The sequence below is a fragment of the Variovorax sp. J31P179 genome, assembly GCF_030316985.1.
GTDB classification, from domain to species: Bacteria; Pseudomonadota; Gammaproteobacteria; order Burkholderiales; family Burkholderiaceae_C; genus Variovorax; species Variovorax ginsengisoli_B.
Window position 1 is genome coordinate 62480 of sequence record NZ_JASZYL010000016.1, and the last position, 19293, is coordinate 81772.

The following is a 19293-nucleotide window of genomic DNA, read 5'->3' on the forward strand; positions in this document are numbered from 1 at the left end:
GCCATTCGGCCGAGATCGAGTCAAGGCGGTATCTGGTGATCCATCAGTCGAACTTGATCAAGTCCTTAAAGATCAGTTGACCCCAGCTATTGCCGCGCGCCTGGACCAGCAGCCCACCTTCGGAAAGGCCGCCAAGATTGATCGGCGCGAAACCAAGTTCTTCCGCGAGCGCACTGATCTCCGCTGCTGCACCATCCTCGTCGCTCGCCAGGAACACGACTCTCCTGCCACCATGTACGGCCGGATCTTGGTCAAGGACGGCAGCGACCAAATGGTTGAAGCCCTTGACCAGTCTTCCACCAGCAAAGGCCTGCGCGACGACCTTGGCAGAAGAAGGCTGTCCTCCCAGTTGCTCAAGGGGCACGCCGTAGGCATTTGTCGCATCAACGATCGTCTTTCCCTGCCAGGTCGGCAGCGCCTTCGCGACATCCTGGTGCGACTCGAAACGGACAGCCAAAAAGATGATGTCCGCCTTGACGGCTTCCGCCAGTGTTTTGGGAATGATCGTGGGTCCGATCGCGGCCGCATCGGACGCAAAGCTCTCCGGGTCGCGCCTGGTTGCAACGGAAACTTCGATGCCCCTGCGGGCAAACGCCTTGGCAAGAGCGTGACCGATCTTACCGAAGCCGATAATTGCATAGCTCATATGTTTTCCTTTTGGCTTACCGCGCCCTGCGGGCTCCTACCGAATGGAGTGCCCGCCGGCCGTAGCGCGTTAAAGTTGCGCCAGGCCGCCGTCGACAGCGACCTCGCTGGCGGTCATGAAGCTGCTGTCCGATGACGCGAGAAAGGCCGCCGCCGCCGCGATCTCAGACGGATCGGCCATGCGCTGGAGCGGAGTCATCGCGCCGTAGGCCTTCTGTCCCTCCTCGCCCAGCGCTTCCTTCGCCAGTTCGGTCGCAGTCGCCCCAGGCGACAACACGTTGACTCGGATGCCGGTGCCCTTCAGGTCCTCCGCCCATGTGCGCGCGAGGTTGCGTACGGCCGCCTTGCTCGCGCTGTAGGCGGTGAAGCCAGGGGCACCCGTGGTGCCGGCGCTCGATCCGGTCAGGATGATCGAACCGCCTTTGCCCATCAGCGGCAGCGCCTGCTGGACAGTGAAGATCGTTCCCTTCACATTGGTGTCGAAGGCTTCGTCAATATGCTCGGCGGTGATCTTGCCAAGTGGAAGCGGGCTTCCCGCCCCGGCATTGGCGAAGACGATGTCGAGGGTCCCCCGCTCGGCCTTCACCGCTGCATAGAGTCTGTCGAGGTCGCCCAGATCGGAGACCGAGCCTTTCACCCCGCGGGCATTCGGCCCGAGGTCGGCGATAGCGGCATCGAGCGCTTCTTGCCTGCGCCCGAAGATGAAGACGAAGGCGCCCTCCTCGATGAAGCGCTTTGCCGCGGCGCGGCCGATGCCGGTCGCGCCGCCGGTGATCACGGCGGTCTTTCCATTCAGTCTGGTCATGTCCTGGTTCCTTGGTTGGAGTTGTACGGAAGCAGGCAACTGCTTACTCGAGGACAAATGCAGCTCTGATAACCTAAGGACAAGTATGCACTTTTAGGTAAGTACCAAAAATGACGACCCCCCCTGAAATCTGCGATACCGGCTGCGGGCTCAACGCCACGCTCCGCATCATCTCGGGCAAGTGGAAACCGTTGGTCCTGTTCTTCCTGCGCGACGGCCCGAGGCGCTACGGCGAGCTCAAGCGCTTGATCCCGGGCGTCAGCGACAAGGTGCTGATCCAGCAATTGAAAGATCTGGAGGCCGATCGCGTGCTGGCGCGGACCGACTACAAGGAAGTGCCGCCGCGTGTCGACTACGCGCTGACCCCGCTCGGCCGCAGCCTGGCAGATGCGATCGTCCCGTTGTGTACTTGGGGAACCGAGAACGCGGCGGAAATGGCAATCATCTTCGCCAAGCGAGACATGTTGCCCTAGCATGCGCACGGCAACCGCCGCTTCTGCTTTTCAGTCGCACACATCGTTTTGACCATCGCAGCCTCCACGCCAGACCACTCTTGACCACTCTTGGCCACTCTTGACCGGAAGATAGGGTGAACCAAGCCGGTCGTCTGTGCGGCAGCGAACGCTCGGTGCTTAAGGAAGGCGGCGAGCCATGCGGTCATCTCCCTCATTGCATCGACAGCCGGCACCCGCTGCCGTCCCAGTTCGGCATCAGCAGGGCGTATGGCGCAGCTCGCGGCCTCGTGACTGCTCGACAGCAAGAATGTCAGCTAGCAGGCGCTCAATCTCGAGATGTCGACTACCGCTTTGGGCCCGGACTACCACTTCGGCGACGTCGTTCGATCGGGCTTCGAAATTCGCTTGGTGCACCCGTGAGGGGGTGGAGCATGGGCGATGTCTGAAATACCTTGGGACCGGTCGTTGGTCCCGGGATCTTCTTGGCACCTGGGTGACCGGAATCGGCGTCACAGCGTGAGTTCGCCCTGCGGAAGGGGAGGACAGCAATCGCCTAGGAGCCGCACGATGGGCGCTCGTGGAGGGCAGGCTAGGGCCCGTTGCCGTCGTTCGAAGTTCAGGATTGCCCGACCCAAAGCTGCCATTGCGAAGTGCAAACGCAAGCGCTGAATCGCCGGCATCAGCTGATCCAGACGCAGTGAGGCGCGGCTCGGATCGACGCGCGGCATCCGATCAGTTCGACCCGGCTCCTGGCGAGAGGGTGCGCTCCGCCTGGTCCGCAGTTACGACGCTCACGGGCACGCCGAACCGCTCGATGCGGTGGGCAAGGTCGAGGTGCAACCACCGTGAGATCCGCTCTGGCAGCGTCGAGATGATGACCTCGTCGTATTTCTCGCGCTCGAGTGTCTGGCGCACGGCCTCGTACGGGTCGGTAGCCCCGACGATCCCTTGCACATGTGAGCCCGCGGCCGTGTCGAGCAGCGGAATCGCGAGCTCGAGCGTGATGGCCGCCTCCTCGGTGTCCGGGTCCCAATACGGCCGGGGAACCAAGAGCGTGAACTCGCACGGCTCGCGTGCGGCCCGCTCGGCGACCGCGGCGAGCAGTTTGGGCGAGGCCGCGGTCCGATGCGCCACGATGAGGATGCGCCGGTCACTCATGATGTGAGCCTTGCACCATGGAACTGCTCCGCACCGGAAGCATTGTTAGCTCTGCTGTGTGGATTGAGCCAAGCGGTGACCTTTGGGCGTGGCCGCACTCGCGTGAGCGACCCCAGAGCGAACGCCAATGGCAATCCGACGGACAAGTTGCGTTGAGTAATCACGGTTCTCCAGCTCTTGGCCGCTCTCAACTCTCATCGAACCCACACCGAGTCAAGTGAAACAGCCTGCCGAGCGCAACGGCTGACACCCCCGGGCGGTCAGCAACATGGTAGCCCTGTCATTCGCTTGGTGCAAACCGAGGGAACCGAGCTGCCGGACAGTTGCCGTTCACAGATACCCGCTCCTGGCCGGCAGGTTCAGTTCGAGGTCCAAGCCCGAACGTGTGCTCCAGACTGCCTGCTGCCTTTCGAAATTTGCTGTCGAATGACGGCGGTCGCCGAAACCTGACCTTGGTTCTTTTCTTAACGAACGGCCGGTGCAATCTAGAACTTGACCTCGCCGACGTCGTTGAGGAAGTTCGAGTGCGACGCTCGCGTCGGATCGCGAGCGGTAACGGACGACCAAGACGAAATCGCGCGTGGGCGGCTGCTTCCCAATGTCGAGAAATGGCGTTCAGGGCCCTTTGCCGTCGTTCGCCAAACTGTTGCGAGCTTCCGGCTCGATGCGATTGCAGTCGTTTTCATGCAGCTGGCGTGAAAGTGTGCTCGATGGCCGGGAGCAGTCGTCAAGTTCAAGAGCGGCGTCGTTTCCAACGCGTTGAAACAGCAGGCGAACTACTCTCGACCTGCTCAAAGCCTTCAAGCCCTCGCCGAATTAACCTTCTCAAGCGTGATCGGCAGACTCCGAATCCGTCTGCCCGTTGCATGGAACACGGCGTTGCCGATGGCCGGAGCCACGCCCACCACGCCGATCTCGCCGACGCCCTTGCCGCCGAGCGCGGTGGCTTGCAGGTCGGGGATGCCGACCGAGATCACCTGCATCTCCGGCACATCGGCATTCACGGGCACCGCGTAGTCCGCAAAGTTCGCGTTCACGGTCCGGCCGTCGCGCTGGTCGATGTGGCCTTCTTCGAGCAGCGTTTGCCCCAAGCCCATCACCATGCCGCCGATCCACTGGCTTTCCGAGAGCTTCGGGTTGAAGATTCGCCCGCTGTCGAACGCACCGACCATGCGCTTGACGCGGATGGTGCCGAAGTCCTCGTCGACGCGCACCTCCACGAACTGCGCGCACCAGCTGTGAGCTGACAGGCCGCCCTCGATCGCGCCTTTCAGTTGCGCGAAGCTGCGGTCGGCCGCGTTCTTCGTGGCCTCGGTCGCATCGGCGGCGAAGGTGTTTCCTTCGACTTCCAGCCTGGTCTTGCCCACGGCCTTGAGCAGGTTCGCGATGCTGACCCCACCGGTCGGGCGGCGGGTGAGGCGAAGGGTGCCGCGCTCGAAGCTCAGGTCCGCCAGCTTGGACGTCGCCAACGGCGATTTCGGGTCGCTGGCTGCCAACGTGCGCAGCGCGTCGATGGCATTGCGCGCGGCCTTGGCGACGGCGCTCGCCAGGTTGTTCGCCTGCTGCGAGCCGCCGGCCAGTGCGGATCGCGGCAGCACGGTGTCACCCAGCCGGACCACGACGTTCGCGACCGGCACACCCAACGCATCTGCAGCGGTCTGCGCGAGGATCGTGTACGTCCCGGTGCCGATGTCGGTGCCGGCGCTGAGCACTTCGATGCGTCCATCGGCATGGAAGACGATCTTCGCTTCGCTTGCGGTGCGGATCATCGGATAGGCGCCGGCGGCCATGCCGTAGCCGATGAGCTCGCGGCCCTCGCGCATCGAGCGCGGGTTCGGGTTGCGGTTCCACCAGCCGATGGCCTTGGCGCCTGCGGCATAGGCTTCGCGCAGTTGCCGCGTCGTCCAGGGAAACTGGTTGCTCGGGTCCTTGTCGGCCCAGTTGGCCAGGCGCAGGGTGATCGGGTCCATGTTGAGCGCGTAGGCCAACTCGTCCATCGCGCTTTCGAGCGCGAATGCGCTGGGGTTCTCGCCCGGGCCACGCTTCCAGCCGGGCATGACGGTGTGCACCGGCACCACGTTCAGGCGCGACACGAAGTTGGGCGTCGCGTACATGATCCTGGTCACGTTGTTGCAGGCCTCGACATGCACCTCGTCGATGGCCGTTTCGTTCCAGCTCTCGTGAACGATGGACACAATCTTTCCGTCTCTCGTGGCGCCGATCGACAGGTTCTGTTTCGTCGCCGGCCGGCCGCCCAGGCCGGTGAAAGTCTGCGGCCGCGTGAGGGACACCTTGACCGGTCGGCCGAGCTGGCGTGACGCCGAGCAGGCCAGGCCGACATGCGGATGCGCGCCAATCTTCGAGCCGAAGCCGCCGCCCACATAGGGCGAAATCACCCGCACATTCTCGATGTCGATGCCCAGCCACTCGGACACCACGCTGCGCGCGCCGCCGACCCACTGGCTTGGTTCCCAGACAGTGATCTTTCCGTTGTCCCATGACGCGATGCACGCGTGCGGTTCCAGCGGCACGTTGTATTCGCGGGCCGTGGTGTAGGTGACGGCCAGCTTGACCTCGGCCCCGGCGAGCGCAGCAGGCGCATCGCCCCATTTCGCGCCCATGTCGGCGATGTCTTGCGGCTTCGCTTTCGGGTCGTGGAGGTCAAGGATCGGCGAGGCATCTTCGTAAGTGACCTTTAGAAGGTTCGCCGCTTCCGTCGCCTGTTCAAACGTGTCCGCCACCACCAGCGCGATGTGCATGCCGTTGAAGCGCACCACGTCGTCCTGCAGCGGCGTGAAATCTTCGGTCGCGCCGCCGCCCTTGCTGTAGACGGTCGGCTTGTTCAGCTTCAACGGGTTCTGCGGCGTGTAGACATCCACCACGCCTGGCAGCGCCTTCGCGGCCGAGGTGTCGATGTTGACGATGCGCCCGGCCGGCCGCGTCGATTGCACCGTGACGCCGTAGGCCATGTTCTCGAGCTTTTGCTCGATCGCGTAACGGGCCAGTCCGGCGACCTTCAATGGGCCTTCGGCGCGCGACAGGGCAGCGCCGAGGGCCGGCCCGCGGGCCGGCGCGACTTCGCGCGCGAAGGCTTCGTCGGCCGAAAAGCCGACGCCTGCGGTGGCTACCGCGGCGGTGCCGACCCCGAGCTTCATGACGGCGCGGCGATTCAGTTCGAGTTCGTTTTGTGCGGTCATGCGATACCTCCAACAGTCATCAAAGCGCGTGCGACGACCTTGGGCGCCAGGTCGATCTTGAAGGCGTTGTGTCCGCTCGACTTCGCGCCGTCGGCGGTGGCAGCAGCGGCAGCACGCAGCGTGGCTTCGTCGAGCGTCTTGCCCTTGAGCGCCGCTTCGACCGCACGCAGCCGCCAGGGTTTGGTCGCAATGCCGCCGACGGCGATGCGCACCTCGCGGATCGTCTTGCCATCAGGCTCCATCTCAATGCCTACCGCCGCACTGGCGGCCGCGAACTCGTAAGAGGCGCGGTCCCGCACCTTGAGGTAGTGCGAGCGTTGCAGCACCGCCGAGCGCGGCACCTCGACGCCGACGATCATTTCGGCGGGTGCCAGGCGGGTTTCCAGATGCGGTGTCTGGCCGGGCAGCAGGAAGAATTCGTCGACCGGAATGCTCCGCTCGGTGGCGCCCTGCACGATGACCTTGGCATCGAAGGCGACCAGCGCCACCGCGAAGTCGCCAGGATAGATGGCGATGCAGGCCTCGCTGGTGCCCAGCACGGCGTGGTTGCGGTTGACGCCATTCAGCGCCGCGCAGCCCGAACCCGGCGTGCGCTTGTTGCAGTTCGGGTAGGCGCCCGGATCGCGAAAGTACATGCAGCGGGTGCGCTGCATCAGGTTGCCGCCGATGGAGGCCATGTTGCGCAGCTGCGCCGAGGCAGCGCGCCAGAGGCTTTCCGACAGCGCGGGCGCGGCGGCTTTGATGTCAGCGTGGTCCGCGACCTTGCTCATCTTCGCGAGCGCGCCGATGCGGATGGCGTTAGACGACACAGCGATGCCATCGAGCCCGGCGATGCGCGTGATGTCGACCACGCGCGCAGGCCGCTCGACGTTGAGCTTGATCAGATCGAGCAGGGTTGTGCCGCCGGCGAGCAAGCGGGTGTCTGCTTGGGTGGCTTCAGCGCCCGCGGCCGCGACGGTGTCGGCACGCAGATAGTCGAACGCTTTCATAGCACGGCTCCCTTCTTCACGCGGCCGGCCGCATCGCGCACCGCGACCACGATGTGCGGGTAGGCGCCGCATCGGCATATGTTGCCGCTCATGTACTCGCGGATCTCTTCGTCCGAATTGGCATGGCCCTCGCGGATGCAGGCCACGGCGGACATGATCTGACCCGGCGTGCAGTATCCGCACTGGAAGGCGTCGTGCTCGATGAACGCGGTCTGCACGACGTGCATCACGGCGTCGCTGGTCTGCAGGCCTTCGATGGTCTTGATCTGGCGGCCCTCGGCCTGGGCAGCCAGCGTGAGGCAACTGAGCACCCGCTCGCCATCGACATGCACGGTGCAGGCGCCGCATTGGCCCTGGTCGCAGCCCTTCTTGGTGCCGGGCAGAAAGGCGTGCTCGCGCAGGGCGTCGAGCAAGGTGGTGCGGGTGTCCAGGCGCAGGTCGTGGCGCTGGCCGTTGACCTCGAGCGCGAGCGGGCGGGGGGCCAAAGCGGTCATGCAAGCTCCTGGCAGCTTTCAATGGAAATCGGTTCGGGTTGCGGCGACCAGTTCTGAAGCCAGTACGCATAGGGCGTCGGCAGAACCTGTTCAACGACACCCAACTCGCGCGCGGCCTGTCGGGGCCAGTGCGGGTTGTCGAGCAGGCGCCGGGCGACCATCACAAGATCGACCTTGTTCTCGCGCACGGCGCGGTCGGCGTCCTTCGCGTCGGTGATCAGCCAGCTCGTGGTGGTCTTCAGGCCCGTTTCTCGCGCGACGCGGGCGGCGGTATCGACCAGAAGGTTGGGTGCCCACGGCACCGGCGCGAGCGTTGAAAAGCCGATGCCGACATCCACCAGGTCCACGCCTTCGGCCTGGAGCCATTGGAGGACTTGAATGGACTCGGGCAGATTCACCTCGTCGTGGCCGTCGAATTCCACGACACCGAGACGCAGGGTCAGTGGCAGGTGCGCAGGCCACACGCGCCGGACGGCGGCGACGGTTTCCACAAGAAAACGGGCCCGGTTTTCCAGGCTGCCGCCATAGGCATCGTTGCGCCGGTTCGAGTGCGTCGACAAAAAGCTTTGGGCCAGAAAGCCGTGCGCGAAGTGCAGCTCAAGCCACTGGAACCCGGCCGCCAGGGCGCGCCGGGCCGCATCGGCAAAATCCTGCTGGACCCGTTGGATGTCTTCCAGACTCATTTGCCTTGGCACATGAGGACGCTCGGCAATCAGCGGTACGGCCGACGGCGCGATGGGCTGCCAGGCTTGCAGGTCGCTGGAAGCGATGGGCCCACCGCCTTCCCATGGCGGGGTGCAGCCCGCCTTGCGACCCGCGTGGCCGAGCTGGATGCCCGGGACGGCACCTGCATCGGCAATCGCCTTGGCGATGGCCGCAGCGCCTTTGGTGTGCGCATCGCCCCACAGCCCCAGGTCGCCGGGCGTGATGCGGCCTTCCGGCGACACGGCAGTGGCCTCGACCACCACCAGGCCCACGCCGCCGCGTGCCAACGCCGCGTAGTGCGGAAGGTGCCATTCGGTGATCAGGCCATCCTTGGCCTGGTACTGGCACATCGGTGATGCAGCGATGCGATTGCGGAGGGTGATTTGCTTCAGGGTGAAGCTGTCGAAGAGGCCGGACATCGAAGTTCCTTTGTGGTGCAGCGGACTGTAAAAGTCGCCATCCAAAAGAAAAATCCCCTAATGCCGGATGCCGTTTGAAGATAATCTTCAAGATGAAGCTCAAACAGCTCGACGGATTGATCGCGTTCTGGAAGGTCGCTGAACACAAGGGGTTCAGCTCCGCGGCCGCGGAACTGGAGGTTTCGCCCTCTGCGCTGAGCCAAGCCATCCGGAGCCTGGAGACGCGGCTGGGCGTCCGCTTGCTGAACAGATCGACCCGCAGTGTGAGCCTCACCGAGGCAGGCGAGGCTTACCTGGCGCGGGTGGGCCCGGCGCTGGGCCAGGTGGTCGAAGCTGGAGAAGAGTTGAACGTGATGCAGGGCCGGCCCGCCGGCACGCTGCGGCTCAACGCGGCCCGGGTGTCGGTCGCGATGGTTCTGCAGCATCGGCTGGCCGGCTTCTTCCAGGAGAATCCGCAAGTGCACATCGAACTGACGAACGACGAAGGCTTCGTCGACATCGTCGAGCGCGGGTTCGACGCCGGCATCCGCCTGGGTGAAAGCGTTCAGCAGGACATGGTGGCTGTTCCGCTGGGCGGGCCGGTAACGATGGCCGTGGTCGGTTCACCCGACTACCTGAAGCGCGTGCCGGCGCCGCGCCATCCGAACGACCTGGTGCGCCACAACTGCGTGCGCTTTCGGGGTTCGGGTTCAGGCGCGATCTACAAATGGGAGTTCCAGATCGAGGGCCGTCCGGTCGAGTACGAGGTGCAGGGCAGCCTGACCATTTCAGACTCGCTGTTCGGCCTGGACGCCGCCCTGGAAGGTGTCGGGCTGGTCTACACCTTCGAAGCGTTGGCGGCTCCTCTTGTCAAAGCCGAGCGCCTAACGCGCGTCTTGACCAAGTTTTCGCCGACCTTTCCCGGCTTCTATTTGTACTACCCGAGCCGGCACGACCAGCCGACGAAGCTGAAGGCGTTGATCGAGTTTGTCGGGCGATCTGCGAAGTGACAGCGATTGTCGGGAATGATCGATTTGTAGAAAGGACGGACTTTGTGCTCGAAAGTGCGACTGTCGGCAATCAGTCTTGAACGAACCTTGGGCGCATCGGGTCGAACTTCGGCTGTTGCCCGGTAGGCCCAGTTCGACGGCCTGGCTCGAACGCGTGCTTCAGACTGCCTGCTGCCATTCGAAATTTGCTGTCGAATGACGGCGGTCGCCGAAACCTGACCTTGGCTCTTTTCTTAAGGAACGGCAGGTGCAATCTAGAACTTGACCTCGCCGACGTCGTTGAGGAAGTTCGCGTGCGACGCTCGCCTCGGATCGCGAGCGGTAACGGACAACCAAGACGAAATCGCGCGTGAGCGGTTGCTTCCCAATGTCGAGAAATGGCATTCAGGGCCCATTGCGGCTGTTCCCATTTCTTCGAAGCTGACATTTTGTGAGCCTGCATGCGGAGCGGAATGCGAGGAAATGTTCCAGCGCTGCGGCCTTCAAGTGCAACTCAGGGAGCAGGGATTGGCGTTATCTTGCGAATCAGGTTGCCAAAGGTATCGGCTACGTACAGATTGCCGACGACATCCACCGTCACCCCATAAGGTTGCTTGAATGTGGCGGCCGCACCGATGCCGTTCTGCGCGCCCAGCACACCGGGCTGGCCGGCGAGCGTGGAGACCACGCCTGCCGGCGTGATCTTGCGCAGCAGGCTGTTGCCTGTGTCGGCCACATAGACGTTGCCGTCGCTGTCAACTGTCAGGCCGCCTGGCATGTTGAAAGATGCGGAGCTGCCTGCCCCATCGGCCGCGCCGCTCGAGCCCGAACCGGCCAGCGTCGTGACCACGCCGCCTGGTGTTATCTTGCGGATCCGGTTGTTGCCGCTGTCGGCAACGTAGACGTTGCCGACAGCGTCGGTGGCTATGCCATAGGCCTGCCCGAAAGACGCGGCAGCCCCCGTGCCGTCGGCGAAGCCTGCAGTGCCGGAGCCGGCCAGCGTGGTGACGTCGCCGGCAGGCGTGATCTTGCGGACAACAGCGCCGATGAATTCGAGCACGTAGATGTTGCCGTCGGCGTCCATGGCCACCGACGAAGGGGTGTTGAACGTGGCAGAGGTGCCGTGGCCATCGAGCGAACCGACGGCGCCACTGCCCGCGAGTGTGGTCACGTCGGCTGCGGGCGTGATCTTGCGGATGCGGTTGCCGCCGAATTCCGCAGCATAGGCATTGCCCGCCGCATCCAGCGCAAGACCGGACAGGCCCGAGAACGAGGCTGCTGTTCCGTTGCCGTCTTGCGAAGAACCGCCGTTGCCACCGCCCGCAAATGTCGTGACATCGCCAGCGGGCGAGATCTTTCGCACAAGGTTCGTTGCCGTATCCGACACGAGCAGGCTGCCGTTCTTGTCGACGACCACGCTGTATGGGAGGTAGAACGATGCGGCCGTCCGGTTGCCGTTGACCGAGCCGATGGTGCCGGACCCGGCCAACGTGGACACCTGTGCCGCCGCCGCCGAGCAGGCGACCGCCACGTCGCTGACGGCGGCCGAGGCCTTGCCGCTGCCCTGGGTCACGGTGCAGAACTGCCACATGGGCTGGGTGCGCACGCTGACCTCGTAGACCAAGCCGTCAGTGAGCGCAGCGGCAAAGGTGAACTTGCCGTCGGCCGATAGCTTTAGGTCGTCGCCTGCATTGTTCTGGAGCACCAAGGTTCCTGTGAGACCGCTGACTGAACCTCCGACTGCGTGGGAAGCGGCTGGTTGCTGGACTGATGGAGGAGGTGTGGGCGCCGTCTGGTCTCCCGTTGTGGCGTTTCCTGATGTGGCCGCTGCCGGTGGCGGGAGAGCTGTCAAGGAGCCCCCACTGCCTCCACCGCCGCAGGCTGCGAGGGTGAGCGACACGCCCAGCACAAGTAGGCAAGCGAGACGGTGTGAGTGAAAAGTCGAAAGTGGCGCGACAGCAGCGCAGGCGCGGTGCATGAAAGGCTCGTGCATGGCTTCAGGCACCTAGAGGCGCAACGAAATGTCAATTGTGTAAGCGTAACCGCTACATTACCCCCTGTCGATCACGGAAAACCGTGAGTGACCAATGAATACCTGACGAGCTTTTGGCCGGGGTGCCGTCCTCAAACCTCGCTGTCGATGCCCGACGAGCCCTGTCTCTCTCGCTCGAGAGAGACTTTGAAATTAACGCACCCCGTGTGCTTTAGATTCTTGTGCTCGACCGGCCCATCACAACGCGACGCGCGTCAGCAGATAGACGCCGTCGGGCCCCGTGATGCGCAGACAGCACCGCCCGTCCTCGTCGGTTTCGAACGCGTAGACGCGATCCGGAAACCGCGGAATCCTGAAGCTGGAGGCCTTGTAGGGCGCCAGTTCCACATCGGGCGTTCCCGGAAAGCACAGATAGAGCCGCGCACCGTTCTTGACGCCAATCCGCCACTTGACGCCCGACACGGTTTCGAATGTGCCGCATAGGGCCAAGAGCGCGTCGGCTGTTGGGTGGGGCGCGATACGGACGAATGTCGCCTCGGCCTGGTCGAGCACCATGTGCAGCGCGCCGATGTCGCCCTGCGGGTCCGTGGTGAAGTTTAGCGACCACTTGCCTCGGAGCTCGTCGTCGGGGGTGTCAAATCGGTCGTAGTGCGCATGACCGAGTGCCAGGTCCGCAGCGCGAAACGCGAAGCGGAGCCCTTCGGATTCGTGACGGATCACGGCCCGTCCATAAGCTGGATGCTCATACTCACCGACATACGCAGGAAGTGGATGCGAAGGCACGGTGCCTGGTATGCGCTCGTTCCCCGCGCGTTGCCGTGCCTGGGTCATACCTTCGCGAAAGACTTTCTTGACGGCGAGCCAGCGTTCGTGCCACGGCGTTGGTGGCAAGCCGAGCAGGCGCTCGACGGCTTGGTAGGCGATGGTGTCCCGCAGAACTCCGAAGCTGTCACCGATCACGAACGTCACCACGCCGATGCGTTCGTGCGGCAACAGTAGAACCTGGGAAGTGACCCCATCGAGCGACCCGCCGTGGTAGCAGATGAAATGCCCGCGGTACACAGCGGTGTGCCGCCCCAGACCATAGGTCGCGTTCAGGATTTCGCGCCATCCGCGCGTCAGCGCCAGCGTGTTAGGCAGCGCCACGGCGGGCACCATGGTTTCCTGGACAACCTGTCGCGGCACGATCTGTCGCTCGGCTACGCGCCCGTCGTCCATCAGGAGCCGCAGCCACTTCGACATATCGTCCAGAGTGGAAACCATACCGCCGGCGGCGGTCGATCCGCTCAGTTGGTCTTCATCGGGCAACCGCAGAAGTTCTTCGGAATCTCGCTTCTCGATATAGGGCACGGCCCGGTCAGTGCTCGCCAGCAGTTCGGCGTGCGAGAACAGGGTTTTTCCCATCCCCGCCGGTTCCAGCAGATGGCCCCGAACAAATTCTGCCCACGGCTCCCCCGTGAGTAGATGGATGACGTGGCCGACGGCGGCATACATCAGGTTGTTGTAGATGAAGCTCTGGCGCAGCGTCTCCACCGGCCGCAGGTAGCGCAGGCGCTCAAAGATTTCAGCGGGTGTGAACGGAGCCTTGTTCCACACGCTGTCGTGCCGATGTATCCCTGTCCGATGCGAAAGCATGTCGCGCAGGGTCACCGTGTTGTTCAGCGCCTCCGTCGCAAAGCGGATGAAGGGCACTTTGTCGCGAATGGGCTCATCCCAGGTTAGCTGACCTTGCTCGACGAGCAGCCCCGCAGCCATCGAGGTGAAGAGCTTGGTATTGGACGCGATGGGAAAGAGAGTTTCCGTCGTGAACGGAGCGCGAGTCGCCCAGTCCCGGTATCCGTATCCCTGGCGCAGCACTAACTCGTCGCCGGACAGTACGCACACCGCCGCGCCCGGAACGTTCCACTCGCGCAAGGTTTGGGTCATGAAATCTTCGAAATCGTCGAGGCGAAGTGCCATCAGTCCTCCTGCTACGGCGAATAACCACGTGTGCGAGGCCTCATCGTCACGCGTGGGCGATTGTTGATGCACGGCGAGTTGGTGTGCAAGCGCTTCAGAGAACGCCGCCCTAAATGGGACAGAAATTGTTGCGTGCGAGCCGCGAAGGTCGGCTATTGTTTAGGGTTGTGAGATACCTGCCCGGAGACTGGCGCAGAGCGATGCACGACGACGTCCGGAGGGCAGGTGTCGCACAAGCCTCGAGGGAGGAGACCGCGGACCGAGTCCACAGCGGGCGTTCAGGGCGCTGACGCTATGGGGATTTGGGCGGACGCAAGATGGTCTGTGCTGACGCGCGAATGATGCGCGCATGCCGAGCGTGGCTGACAGCGAGGCCTCGCAGTTCTGCGCCGTGCATTCGGCGGCGCACGACAGCGGCCGCACTGAGCTGATCGCTGCTGCAGGCACGTGCCGACCCAGCCGATAAGCACATGTCGATCATCGGCACCGAGCTCAAGTGGAGCGTAGGTCATGACGGTGGAGGTGCGCGGATCGCGGCACCGCGAGCGAAGGTCTGCACGATGATCATCGCGTGGCCGCAGTGCCGACAGATGAAGGTGCAGCGTGCGACGTGAGGGTCGGTGCTGACGGCTTCGGCGCTGCCGGCCCCAGGGGTTGGCTCGGGCGCCGTGATCAAGAAGTCGCGCGCCGCAGTCAGACTCACCTTGCGCGTGCCATTGGCCAGCAGCCCGTAGTGACGAATGCGATGGAAGCCACAGGGCAGCACGTGCAGCAGGAACCGACGCATGAACTCCTGCGGAGACAGCGTCATGGCCTTGTAGCGCGTCCTGCCCTTGGCGCGGTAGTCTTTCCACCGGAAGCTCACGCCGCGCTCGTCCAGCGCGAGCAGCCGGCTGTTGGAGATCGCCACCCGGTGGGTGTAGCGCGACAGATACGCCAGCACGGCCTGCGGCCCGGCGAAGGGTCGCTTGGCGTAGACCACCCACTCGACCTTGCGCAACGGCGCAAGCCAGGCCTTGAAGGCCCGCGCGTCAGACAGCTGGGCATGTTCGCCGAAGAACTTCAGATGGCCACTGCCGTGCAGCCGCAGCAGTTCCTCCAGGAAGCGCCGCCGGAACAAGCGCGACAGCACTCGCACCGGCAGGAAGAAGCCCGGCCTGCACGCCACCCAGGTCTTGCCATCAGGGGCCAATCCGCCACCAGGCACGATGCCGTGCACATGCGGGTGGTGGGTCAGCGCCGAGCCCCAGGTGTGCAGGACCAGCGTGGCGCCGATCCTGGCGCCCAGGTGCTTCGGATCGGCGGCGATCGTCATCAACACTTCGGCAGCCAAGTCGAACAGCAGCCCATAGAGGGCGGCCTTGTTCTGGTAGGCGATGTCGGCGATCTGCGCGGGTAGCGTGAACACCACGTGGTAGTACTCCACCGGCAGCTGATCGGCCTGGCGTGCATCGAGCCAACGCTGCGCAGCGGCACTCTGGCACTTTGGGCAGTGGCGATTGCGGCAGGAGTTGTAGGAGATCTGATCGGCGCCGCACCCCTCGCAGCGCAAGACGTGCCCACCCAGTGCCGCGCTGCGGCACTGTTCGATGGCCGACATGACCTTGAGCTGCGTCAGGCTCAGGTGGCCGCGCTGCCCGGCTCGCCACGCTGGACCGTGCTGGCGGAAGATGTCGGCGACCTCCAGGGACGACCGACCCACGACCGGAGCCTCAGCTTGGCGGCAACGCTTCCAAAGGGCTGAGCACCTCGTGCAGCAGGTCGGTCGCGACGTGGGTATAGACCGAGGTCGTCTCCAGTCGCTTGTGGCCCAGCAGCACCTGGATGACGCGGATGTCGACCTTGCGTTCCAGCAGGTGGGTGGCGAAGCTGTGCCGCAGACTGTGCGCGGATACGCGCTTGTCGATGCCGGCCGCCTCGGCGGCGGCGTGCACGGCGCGGTTGAGTTGCCGCGCGGTGAGCGGATCCGTCGGATTCATGCCCGGGAACAGCCAGCCACCCGGCAGCATGCGACCCTGTGCGTGGGCGATGCGCCACCATGTGCGAAGGCGCTGCAGCAGCACTGGGCTGAGCATGGCGTAGCGGTCCTTACGGCCCTTGCCTTGTTCCACCCGAAGCGTCATGCGCTGGCTGTCCACGTCGGTGACCTTCAGGCCGATGACTTCGCTGGCTCGCAGGCCTGCGCCGTAGGCCACTGACAGTGCGGCCTGATGCTTCACGTTGCGCGCCGCGGCGATCAGGCGTGCGACCTCCTGCGGGCTGAGCACCACCGGCAGGGTGCGCGGCAGCTTGACCGCCTGCATCTTGGCCATCAGCTCGGCGCGGCCCACGGTGACATCGAAGAAGAACCGCAGGCCGGTCAGTGTGGCGTTCAGCGTGATGGGTGAAGTGCCCGAGTCGACGAGGTGGAGTTGGAAGTTGCGCAGGTCCTCCACGGTTGCGCTGTCGGGCGAGCGGTGCAGGTATGCAGCGAGCTTGCGCACGGCGCGGATGTAGGCCTCCTGGGTGCGCGCCTCAAGCTTGCGAATGCGCATGTCCTCGAGCATGCGTTGACGCAGCGGCGTAACCGCCGGGATGATCGTGTCCATGGTTGATGCTCCGTTGATGAGCGAGGCGGGATTGCCTCGCCGTCAACGGTGGCGGCAGCTCGGTCACGACGTGTCCATAGGGTGCGCGAAGCGCCTACCGCGAGAGCGGTTTCGTCCGGCGGGCGAATTGAGCGCCTTCGCCCAAAGGCGGGTTATGGCCGGGACTGTTGAGGGTTGTCCGATACCTGCCCATGCGACGCACTGCGCCAAACACGACAGCAACCTGAGGGCAGGTGTTGGACAAGCCTCAACATGAGCAGTCGGCCGCTCCGCCACCGACCTATGTCCGCTTCAGGTCATACCGGTCGTTGCCCGGCTTGACGGCTGCACTCGGGGCCGGAAGCTGGACAAAGTGAAAGCACCTTTGATGAATCGACAGCCGGGTCCGCATCGTGCGCTAGTTCGACTGAGCATCTTGAGCAGACCGAATGGCAGGTCTGAGATCCGATTCGACCGCACTGAGGACCGGCTCGCGAGCAGCTTGCGTAGCGATCGTTCTCTCGCCTATCGGAATCTCGGCCCAAACGCAGCTACCAGCTCCGCGATGGCAAGAGTGGCTTGGGCAAGTCCCCCGTGCCTATGTGAAAACGATTCCAGCTTCTGCCGTAGAAATCGTGGTGCCCGCTTCACCGGAGATGATGCGACCGAGATCCTCGAGCGCACCTATCACGGCTGGCTTGCCCGTCGACTTTGCGAAGCGACATGCCGCATCGACCTTCGGCCCCATGGAACCCGACGCAAAGCTCATTGCAGCCAACGCATCGGGCGAAGCGCGTCGGATCGCCCGTTGCGTCGGCTTTCCCCAATCCACATAGACTGCATCGGCATCGGTCAGCATGACGTAGAGGTCGGCACCGAGTTCGCGCGCGAGCAGTTCGCTCGCAAAGTCCTTGTCGATGACGCACTCGATGCCGCCAAGTCTTCGTCTGTCACCCGGCGCGTAGGCGGCTGGAATGCCTCCGCCGCCGGCTGCGATCACGATCGTGTTGTGCTCGAGCAGCCAGCGTACGGGCCGCAGTTCGAAGATGCGCTTCGGTTCGGGTGAAGCGACCACACGACGCCAGCGCAACTGTCCGTCTTCACAGCCTGGGCCGGCAATATCAGTCGACCTTGACGTTCGCGCCTTTAACGATGGCACCCCACTTGGGCACTTCCTTAGCGAGGTAGCTGCCGAAGTCAGCCGGCTTCATCCACTCGGCGGCAAAACCCTGCGCCGCCAGCTTGTCCTTGATTTCCGGCATCGCGAGGATCTTCTGCATGTCCGCGTTGATCTTGTCGATGATCGGCTTGGGTGTCGCGGCCGGCGCCATCATGCCGATGAACGCAACCGCTTCGAAGTTGGGGTAGCCCTGTTCGGCCACGGTCGGGACGTTGGGTAGAACAGGCGAGCGCTTCTTGCCCGTGACGGCCAATGCCTTGAGCTTGCCCGACGTCACGAAGGGCGTGGCCGAGATCATGGTGTCGAGCATGTAAGTGGTCTGGCCGCCCATCACGTCGGTGAGGCCGGGGCCGCTGCCTTTGTAGGGCACATGAATGGTCTTGATGCCGGCCGCGCTGTTGAGCATTTCGCCACCGAGATGCGTCGACGAACCGTTGCCCGAAGAGGCGAACGACAACTCACCGGGCTTTGCCTTGGCCGCTGCGACGAGCTCTTTCAGGTTGCGGGCCGGGAAGTCAGGCCGCGTTACCAACACCAGCGGACCGGTCATGATCATCGAGACCGGCGCAAGGTCCTTCAGCAGGTCGTACTTCAGCTGCTCCTTCGGGAACAACGTCATGTTGATGGCATGCGAGGTCGCAGCGATCAAGAAGGTGTAGCCGTCGGCCGGCGCCTTGGCGACGAAATCGGCGCCGATGTTGGAGCCGCCGCCCGGCTTGTTCTCGACGATGAAGGACTGTTTCTCGATCTCTCCGAGCCTGGCTGCGAGCAACCGGGCCACGATGTCGTTGGGACCGCCCGGCGCATAGGGCACGATGATCTTCACCGCCTTGGACGGGTATTTGTCTTCGGCATGCGAAAGCAGAGGCGTGGCGAAAACGGCCGTGGCGGCCAGGGCGAGGGCGAGGGGCTTGAACATGGTTGTCTCCGGTTTATTGAATGGGGTGAGCGTTCAGCCGCTCAGGTCTTGTACGAAGGGTCTTCGCGATCGAGCTGGCGCAGCAGCGCAGGCCATTCCATCGGCGAAAAGTTGACCTTGCCTTGCGGGCCGTAGCGCTTCGCCATCTGGGCGGCCAGTTCGGCGCTGGGCATGCTGACTTCGGCGCCACTGGCCAGCACGTCGACCTGCACTTGGCACGCGGTCTCGAGCCAGTACATGAGGTTCCACGTGTCCTGCACGCTCGGGCCGCAGGCCACCAGTCCGTGATTGCGCAAGACCAGCGTGCTGTGCGGGCCAAGGTCGCGCGCGATGCGGTCGCGCTCGCTCATGTCAACCGTGGGCTGCTCGTAGTCGTGGAAGCCGATCGCGCCGTAGAAGCGCATGGCCGATTGCGTGAGCGGCAGCAATCCTTGCTTCATCGCGGAGACCGCCATGCCAGCACGGGTATGCGTGTGCATGACGCACTTCAGATCGGGCCGTGCGCCATGCACGGCGCTGTGGATCATGAAGCCCGCGCGGTTCACGGGGAACTCGCCGAACTCGCCGTCGGGCTTGTCGACGACGTTGCCGTCGAGGTCCAGCGTGTAGAAGCACGAGGCCGTGATCTCCGTATAGAGCAAGCCGAACGGGTTGATCAGGAAGTGCTTGGCATCGCCCGGCACCTTGGCCGTGATGTGGTTGTAGATGAGGTCGCTCATGCCGTACTTGGCCACCAAGCGGTAGCAGGCGGCAAGGTCGGTGCGAACCTTCCATTCCGCATCGCTCACGCGATCACGAACGGAGGCAGGGCGGGTCTGGACAGCAGCGGTCATGGTGAGT

At 64.1% G+C, this 19293-nt stretch carries 16 protein-coding genes; 2 read left to right on the forward strand and 14 right to left on the reverse strand.

Annotation, left to right across the window (positions count from 1 at the left end; translation table 11 throughout):
- Positions 1–43: 43 nt before the first annotated feature.
- Together QTI17_RS29625 and QTI17_RS29630 are read right to left on the reverse strand one after the other, a co-directional pair.
- Entirely contained in the window at positions 44–646 is a 603-nt protein-coding gene (locus tag QTI17_RS29625; protein WP_286537298.1) for an NADPH-dependent F420 reductase, read from the reverse strand.
- A gap of 69 nt (positions 647–715) precedes the next feature.
- Positions 716–1450 carry an SDR family NAD(P)-dependent oxidoreductase gene (locus QTI17_RS29630; protein ID WP_286537299.1) on the reverse strand — a complete coding sequence of 245 codons (735 nt, stop codon included), beginning with the start codon at positions 1448–1450 and terminating at the stop codon, positions 716–718.
- A gap of 110 nt (positions 1451–1560) precedes the next feature.
- On the opposite strand from QTI17_RS29630, the gene QTI17_RS29635 reads away from it, so the two are divergent.
- Positions 1561–1923 carry a winged helix-turn-helix transcriptional regulator gene (locus QTI17_RS29635; protein ID WP_286537300.1) on the forward strand — a complete coding sequence of 121 codons (363 nt, stop codon included), beginning with the start codon at positions 1561–1563 and terminating at the stop codon, positions 1921–1923.
- Positions 1924–2637: 714 nt separating this feature from the next.
- On the opposite strand, the gene QTI17_RS29640 is transcribed toward QTI17_RS29635, so the two are convergent.
- From QTI17_RS29640 to QTI17_RS29660, 5 genes are all read right to left on the reverse strand, one after another.
- Positions 2638–3063 carry a hypothetical protein gene (locus QTI17_RS29640; protein ID WP_286537302.1) on the reverse strand — a complete coding sequence of 142 codons (426 nt, stop codon included), beginning with the start codon at positions 3061–3063 and terminating at the stop codon, positions 2638–2640.
- A gap of 800 nt (positions 3064–3863) precedes the next feature.
- Complete coding sequence (locus tag QTI17_RS29645; protein WP_286537303.1) at positions 3864–6260, reverse strand: xanthine dehydrogenase family protein molybdopterin-binding subunit; 2397 nt, start codon at positions 6258–6260, stop codon at positions 3864–3866.
- The gene (locus QTI17_RS29650; protein ID WP_286537306.1) at positions 6257–7327 is read right to left on the reverse strand and encodes an FAD binding domain-containing protein; all 1071 of its coding nucleotides are present in this window, start codon (positions 7325–7327) and stop codon (positions 6257–6259) included. Before QTI17_RS29650 ends, QTI17_RS29645 begins: the two co-directional genes overlap by 4 nt.
- On the reverse strand, positions 7246–7743 hold the full coding sequence (locus tag QTI17_RS29655; protein WP_286537309.1) for a (2Fe-2S)-binding protein: 498 nt from the start codon (positions 7741–7743) through the stop codon (positions 7246–7248). The genes QTI17_RS29650 and QTI17_RS29655 overlap by 82 nt, the downstream gene beginning before the upstream one ends.
- Entirely contained in the window at positions 7740–8867 is a 1128-nt protein-coding gene (locus QTI17_RS29660) for an NADH:flavin oxidoreductase/NADH oxidase (RefSeq protein WP_286537311.1), read from the reverse strand. The genes QTI17_RS29655 and QTI17_RS29660 overlap by 4 nt, the downstream gene beginning before the upstream one ends.
- Before the next feature lie 92 nt (positions 8868–8959).
- Between QTI17_RS29660 and QTI17_RS29665 the strand changes: the two genes are divergently transcribed.
- Positions 8960–9856 (forward strand): LysR family transcriptional regulator, encoded by an 897-nt coding sequence (locus tag QTI17_RS29665; protein WP_286537313.1) that lies wholly within the window; start codon positions 8960–8962, stop codon positions 9854–9856.
- 493 nt (positions 9857–10349) lie between these two features.
- On the opposite strand, the gene QTI17_RS29670 is transcribed toward QTI17_RS29665, so the two are convergent.
- The 7 genes from QTI17_RS29670 to QTI17_RS29700 form a co-directional block, all read right to left on the reverse strand.
- Positions 10350–11540, reverse strand: a complete 1191-nt coding sequence (locus tag QTI17_RS29670) for an NHL repeat-containing protein (RefSeq protein ID WP_286537437.1) — start codon at positions 11538–11540, stop codon at positions 10350–10352.
- 525 nt (positions 11541–12065) lie between these two features.
- The gene (locus QTI17_RS29675; protein WP_286537315.1) at positions 12066–13787 is read right to left on the reverse strand and encodes a serine hydrolase; all 1722 of its coding nucleotides are present in this window, start codon (positions 13785–13787) and stop codon (positions 12066–12068) included.
- Positions 13788–14295: 508 nt separating this feature from the next.
- Complete coding sequence (locus QTI17_RS29680; protein ID WP_286537317.1) at positions 14296–15489, reverse strand: IS91 family transposase; 1194 nt, start codon at positions 15487–15489, stop codon at positions 14296–14298.
- A 10-nt stretch (positions 15490–15499) separates the two neighbouring features.
- Positions 15500–16375 (reverse strand): tyrosine-type recombinase/integrase, encoded by an 876-nt coding sequence (locus QTI17_RS29685; RefSeq protein WP_286537319.1) that lies wholly within the window; start codon positions 16373–16375, stop codon positions 15500–15502.
- A 577-nt stretch (positions 16376–16952) separates the two neighbouring features.
- On the reverse strand, positions 16953–17444 hold the full coding sequence (locus QTI17_RS29690; RefSeq protein WP_503011140.1) for an amino acid kinase family protein: 492 nt from the start codon (positions 17442–17444) through the stop codon (positions 16953–16955).
- A gap of 31 nt (positions 17445–17475) precedes the next feature.
- The gene (locus tag QTI17_RS29695) at positions 17476–18453 is read right to left on the reverse strand and encodes a tripartite tricarboxylate transporter substrate binding protein (RefSeq protein ID WP_286537321.1); all 978 of its coding nucleotides are present in this window, start codon (positions 18451–18453) and stop codon (positions 17476–17478) included.
- A gap of 41 nt (positions 18454–18494) precedes the next feature.
- The gene (locus QTI17_RS29700; RefSeq protein WP_286537323.1) at positions 18495–19286 is read right to left on the reverse strand and encodes a class II aldolase/adducin family protein; all 792 of its coding nucleotides are present in this window, start codon (positions 19284–19286) and stop codon (positions 18495–18497) included.
- Positions 19287–19293 lie beyond the last annotated feature (7 nt).